Raw genomic sequence first — 4,826 nt, 5'->3', positions numbered from 1 at the left:
ATGTCGGTGCACTCCAGGCGGGCGTCGGCCTGGGCCAGGCTGCAGATGCCCTCGAACTCCCGCACCCGCATCTGCTCAGGGTGCTCCTGCCACAGGTCCCAGAACCGCTGCAGAAACTGGCGATAGGCCGCCTCGGCATGGGGACGGCTGAGGGTGGACACCCGGTTCTCCCCCTCCGTCTCCTCCATGTTGAAGGCCACCTCCGTGATGCCGTTCTCGACGAAGAAGGCGTAAAGGTCGTCGGCGTGGCCGAGGGATTCCTCGGTGATCACGGCGATCACCTGGAAGGGGATGCCGCGGCGGCGCAGATGCTCGATGCCCCGCAAGGTGGCGGCGTGGGTCCCGAGGCCGGTACGGGTGCGGCGGTGGACGTCGTGGAGAAAGCCAGGCCCATCCATGCTCACGCCCACGGACATGCCGTTGCGCTCGAAGCAGTCGCACCAGGCCTCATTGATCAGGGTGGCGTTGGTCTGCACCGACTGGTGGATCGTCAGGGGCTCCCCCTGCCAGCGCTCCAAGGCCCGCCGCACGCAGGCGCTGGCCGCGTCGTAGAAGGCGATCGGCACAGTGAGCGGTTCACCGGCGTGCCAGAGCAGGGTGAAATCACCACCCACATAGGGGCTCTCCAGCACCCGCTCCAGGGCCGCCTCCAGCAGCTCCAGCGGCAACCGGTGACGATCGTCGCGGTTGGGCAGATAGCAGTAGTCGCAGTCGAGGTTGCAGTAAGGCGTGGGCTGGACCACCAGCAGCTGCAACGGCCCGAAGCCTTCCGGGTTGCCCGGTGGCGGGGTAGAGGTGGCGATCACCAGAAGTTGCGGAAGCCGCCGTTACGGAAGCCACCGTTGCCCCAGCCGCCATTGCGGAAGCCGCCATTCCCCCAGCCGCCGTTGCGGAACCCACCGTTGCCCCAGCCGCCGTTGCGGAAACCGCCATTGCCCCAGCCGAAACGGGGCCCGCCCCCGTTCACGAAGATGTAGGCCAGCCGGCCATCGGCAGCGTTGGCCTGACCCTCCGCTGCCTCCGGCCCGGGGGACTCCTGCCCCATGGCCTGGGAGATGCGCCGCAGGCGGGCGTCGATCGATCCAGGCCCGGCCTCCAGGGGGGGCGACGTTGGCCGGGACGGTCCGTCGACCACGGTTCTGGCCCCCGCACCGGCCGGAGCCAGGGCAGCCAGCAGGAGCAGGAAACCGAACAGACCGGAACGGGGGTGGTGCGTCATCGGAGGGCTGCCAGGGAAGAAGAAAGGAGCGGGACGGGGCGATCAGTCCGCCGCAGGGCGGGGGTGCGGGATCTCATCGGGGAGCCTCCGGCGAAGGGGCCGCCAGTTGGAAACCTTCGCGGCTGAGCAGCACGGATTCGAAGAAGGCGCGGACCCGCTCGGCGGGCACCACCAGCACACCGGTCGGGCCGACCCAGGGGGCCACGCTGGCCACGGCCTCGGGTCGGCCCTCCAGGTAGCCCTGGATCAGGCCCGCGATGGCCAGGTTGACCACGTTCAGCAGCCTGGAATTGTTCTCCGGCACGATGCAGCCGACGCCGTAGCTCACATAGGGCTGTTCAGGAACCAGAGCCAAGCCGGAGAGCCGGCGCTGGTGCTGCAGACCGGCCAGCACATTGGCATCGCCCAGCACCCCCGTCACCCGCTTCTGCTCCAGGGCCGTGACGGCCTGGGCGAGGGAGGGGACGCTGACCGCCTTGGCGTTGGGCTGGAGAGAGGCGAGCAGGCCGGCTCCGAGAGACCCCTCCACCACCGCGATCGGCTGACCGGCGAGGGAGGCCGGGGAGCCATCAAGGCTGCCGCTGCGGGTGAGCAGCCTCAGGCCGGAGAGACCGATGGGAAGGGAAAAGTCCACCAGCTGCTCGTGCTCCCATCGGAAAGGCACGCCACAGGCCAGGCCGGCCTTGCCGCTGGAGACAGCCCCCAGCGTGACGGCCGCGTTGTCGACGGGGGCGAAGCGGATCCGCACGTTGTTGCCCAGTTCCGCCTTGAGCTGGCGGTCGATGCGACGGCCCAGTTCGATGGCGTAACCCTCCGGTTCCCCCTTCGGCCCGATCGTGACCAGGGGCGGGCTGTCGGCGGGACCCACCATCAGCACCTCGCCCGACTTGGCCGCCTGCTCCAGCACGGCGTCGGCGGCCCGGGCCGGTGTCAGGGCCGCCAGGGGCCAGAGACAGGCCAGGAGTCCCAGGGCCAGGGCCCTGCTGCGGCGGGTTCGGACGGAAGCGGCGAGAACCAGCGCAGCAGGAGAATCCATGGGCAGAGCCGTGCACGTGCTGCACCTTAAGAGCGGTTTCAGGGCTTGCGTCCATCGGCGTTCAGGCTTGAAACGCACCAGCCGATCAGGCCAGCGTCGCCGCCCAGCGCCTGCTCAGATCCAGCCAGGGGCTGGGGATGCCAGGGGCGCTGGTGGAGATCAGAGGGGCTACTCGGTGCCCAGGAACGCAGGAGTGGGGTGAACCACCAGGAGAGCGCGCGCTCCGAACAGCGTGGGAGCAACCGGCGCCGGCTTGGTGCGACCTACCAGTTCCGGAACGCCCCACCGCGCATGCCCCCCCCATTGACGAAGCCGCCCCCGCCCCTGGCATTGACGAAACCGCCACCCCCGTTGCGGAAGCCGCCGCCGCCGCCGTAATAGGGGTGGCCATTGACGAAGCCGCCGCGGGCCGCGTTGCCCCACCCGCCCCGGCCGCCGTTGGCGAAGCCAAAGGCCAGCCGCGGATCGCCGGCGGAGGAGCCGTCCGCACCGCTGCCGTCACCCTGGGCGCGGAACGCCGCGCTGATGCGCTGCAACCGTTGCTCGATCGAGGCTGCAGAGCTGGCCGAGGAGGGCAGCAGGGCCGCCTGGCCAGCGGCGGGAGCGGTCAAGGCCGCCAAGGCCAGGGAGAATCCGAGCAGGGCCGTGCGGGAGGTGATGGACATGGGGTGGATCTCCTTAACGGGCAGGTGAGGTGGGGGCGACCGTCGATGGGGTCGTTGCCGACAGGGGCCGGACCCGTTCGTAGTTGAGCAGAACGGACTGGAAATAGGCCTTGATCACGTCGGGGGGCAACTCCAGAATTCCCTTCGGACCCAGCCAGCGGTTGACGCTGGCCACGGCCGCCGGCTCATCGTCGAGGTAGCCCTGCACCAGCCGAGCGATGGCCAGATTGACCAGGTTGCGGAAGGTGGAATTATCTTCCGGAAGAATGCAACCCACCGCAAAGCGGGAGAAGGCCTCCGCGGGCACCAGGCCGTAACCCTTGCCACCGAGGCTCTGGAGGGCACCGGCGAGCAACAGGGAATCGCCCCCCACGCCATCCACCTGGCCGGCCAGCAGCGCCCGCACCGCCGGCTCGATTCCGGCGAAGGGGACCCGCACCGCCGTCGGCTGCACGGCCGCGATGGTGGCGCTGCCCAGGGAGTCCTTCACGACGCCGATCCGCTTGCCCGCCATCGAGGCCGCTGAGCCATCGAGCCCCCCCTGCCGGGTGAGAACGCGAATCCCGGAGAGAGCGAAAGGCATGGAGAAGTCGACGTACATCTCCCGCTCCCAGGTGAACTGAACACCACAGGCCAGATCCACATCGCCGCGGCTCACATCACGGAACACCGCCAGCGGATCCGCGTTGGCGGTGTAGACGATCTTCACCGGCCGGTTGAGATAGGTGGAGACCTCCGCCTCGATCAACCGGGCCACATCGAGGCTGTAGCCCACCAGGGTCTTGCCGGCATCGAGGTAGGCCAGGGGCACCATGTCGGTGGGGCCGGCCATGGTGATCTCGCCGGTGCGCGCCGCCTGCTCGAGCACCGATTCGGCCCTGGCAGCCAGGGGGCTGCCCAGCGCCGTCACCAGCGCCAGCAGCAGGGAGGATCCCACCACGGCGCAGCGTCGGGGCCGGGCGGCGACACCGATCGGGGCGGCCTGGGGTTGGGACGTTGGCTGCGCAAGCGCTGGAGGCGGCACGGGTCGCTGCGGCACGCGGGTCGGTTCGGGGGTCATCGGCGCTCACTTTGGCAACCAATCGGGGGCGGAGCCATCGGTGCCGGGGGAGTGGGGTGTTTCTTCACCATGACCCCAGTTCAGGCCAGCAGGGGGTCGAAGCGCATGCTCAGATCCAGCCAGGGGCTGCGGGTGACCGGGGCGCTGGTGGAGATCAGATCGATGCCGGTGGCGGCATAGGCGGCCAGCTGCTCAGGCCGCACCCCCGAGGCCTCCAGCAACACCGACGGCGCCAGGCCCCGCAGCCGGGGCACCAGGGCCGCCAGCGCCGCTGGGCTGAAGTCGTCGAGCAGCACCGCATCGGCCCCGGCGCGCACGGCGGCCTCGGCTTCGGCGGCGGTTTCGGCCTCGACGATCAGCCGCGCCGGCCAGGGGGCCGAGGCCCTCACCGCCGCGACGGCGACGGCCACCCCGCCCGACCAGGCCAGGTGGTTCTCTTTGAGCATGGCGGCATCATCTAGGCCGAGGCGGTGGTTGCAGCCGCCGCCGCAGCGCACGGCGTACTTCTCCAGCACCCGCAGGCCGGGGGTGGTCTTGCGGGTGTCGGCCAGGCGCACACCGGTGCCCGCCAGCACCTGCACCAGGGCGGCGGTGGCAGTGGCGATGCCCGAGAGGCGCATGGCCAGGTTGAGGGCCGTGCGCTCCGCCGCCACCAGGGCAGCCGCCGGCCCCTCCAGCTCCAGCAGCCGCTGGCCGGCGACCACCGGCTCCCCATCGGCCACCAGCCGCCGCACCGACGCCCGGGGATCGAGGATCGCCAGCAACGGCTCCACCAGCACCCCACCGCAGAACACCCCGTCGGTGCGGGTGACCCAGTGGGCCCGGCCGGAGCGGCCGACCAGGGCC

6 protein-coding genes are annotated in these 4,826 nt (G+C 70.6%); all 6 read right to left on the bottom strand.

The window, feature by feature from the left end; genetic code table 11:
* On the bottom strand, positions 1-806 hold an 806-nt coding region (gene grrM / locus VB739_RS16220), incomplete at its 3' end, for a cyclophane-forming radical SAM/SPASM peptide maturase GrrM/OscB (RefSeq protein ID WP_323358049.1).
* Entirely contained in the window at positions 803-1,219 is a 417-nt protein-coding gene (gene grrA / locus VB739_RS16215) for a GrrA/OscA1 family cyclophane-containing rSAM-modified RiPP (RefSeq protein WP_323358048.1), read from the bottom strand. The genes grrA (VB739_RS16215) and grrM, both read right to left, overlap by 4 nt.
* A 73-nt stretch (positions 1,220-1,292) precedes the next feature.
* The gene (grrP, locus tag VB739_RS16210) at positions 1,293-2,255 is read right to left on the bottom strand and encodes an extracellular substrate binding-like orphan protein GrrP (RefSeq protein WP_323358047.1); all 963 of its coding nucleotides are present in this window, start codon (positions 2,253-2,255) and stop codon (positions 1,293-1,295) included.
* Between the two features lie 263 nt (positions 2,256-2,518).
* A complete protein-coding gene (gene grrA, locus VB739_RS16205) occupies positions 2,519-2,920 on the bottom strand; it encodes a GrrA/OscA1 family cyclophane-containing rSAM-modified RiPP (protein WP_323358046.1) in 402 nt (133 codons plus the stop codon).
* 13 nt (positions 2,921-2,933) lie between these two features.
* Positions 2,934-3,980: an extracellular substrate binding-like orphan protein GrrP gene (gene grrP, locus VB739_RS16200; RefSeq protein WP_323358045.1), complete on the bottom strand. Its 1,047-nt coding sequence runs from the start codon at positions 3,978-3,980 to the stop codon at positions 2,934-2,936.
* A gap of 80 nt (positions 3,981-4,060) precedes the next feature.
* On the bottom strand, positions 4,061-4,826 hold a 766-nt coding region (nadC, locus tag VB739_RS16195), incomplete at its 5' end, for a carboxylating nicotinate-nucleotide diphosphorylase (RefSeq protein WP_323358044.1).

Source organism: Cyanobium gracile UHCC 0281 (genome assembly GCF_034931305.1).
GTDB classification, from domain to species: Bacteria; Cyanobacteriota; Cyanobacteriia; order PCC-6307; family Cyanobiaceae; genus Cyanobium; species Cyanobium gracile_A.
Note: the sequence above shows the minus strand (reverse complement) of the source record. Positions and strands in the feature narration are given on the sequence as shown.